The following is a 280-nucleotide window of genomic DNA, read 5'->3' on the forward strand; positions in this document are numbered from 1 at the left end:
GCCATGCGCGGCAGCATGTCGAAGGTCGCGAGGTCGACCTGGCGGCTGGCCAGGGCCTGCTCCATGACCTTCAGGCGGCCTTCGAGGTTGTACTTGATGGCACGGGCCAGCGCGTCGTTGAGCGTCAACTCGCCGCTGAGCGGCTCCTGGGCACGGAACATGCCGGCCAGGTCATCGCGCGCACGCTGTTCGCTGTCGGCACGGCTGATCGGCTCGCTGGTCACGGCACAGCCGCTGATGGCGAGTGCCAGCAGGCTGACGCTGAAGAATCGAAAATGCT

Annotated in this window: 1 pseudogene; it reads right to left on the reverse strand. The window is 66.4% G+C overall.

What is annotated here, in order from left to right:
• Positions 1-280, reverse strand: a pseudogene (locus IB274_RS29515) (transporter); the annotation flags it as partial.

The sequence above is a fragment of the Pseudomonas sp. PDM18 genome (assembly GCF_014852585.1).
Taxonomy (GTDB): Bacteria; Pseudomonadota; Gammaproteobacteria; order Pseudomonadales; family Pseudomonadaceae; genus Pseudomonas.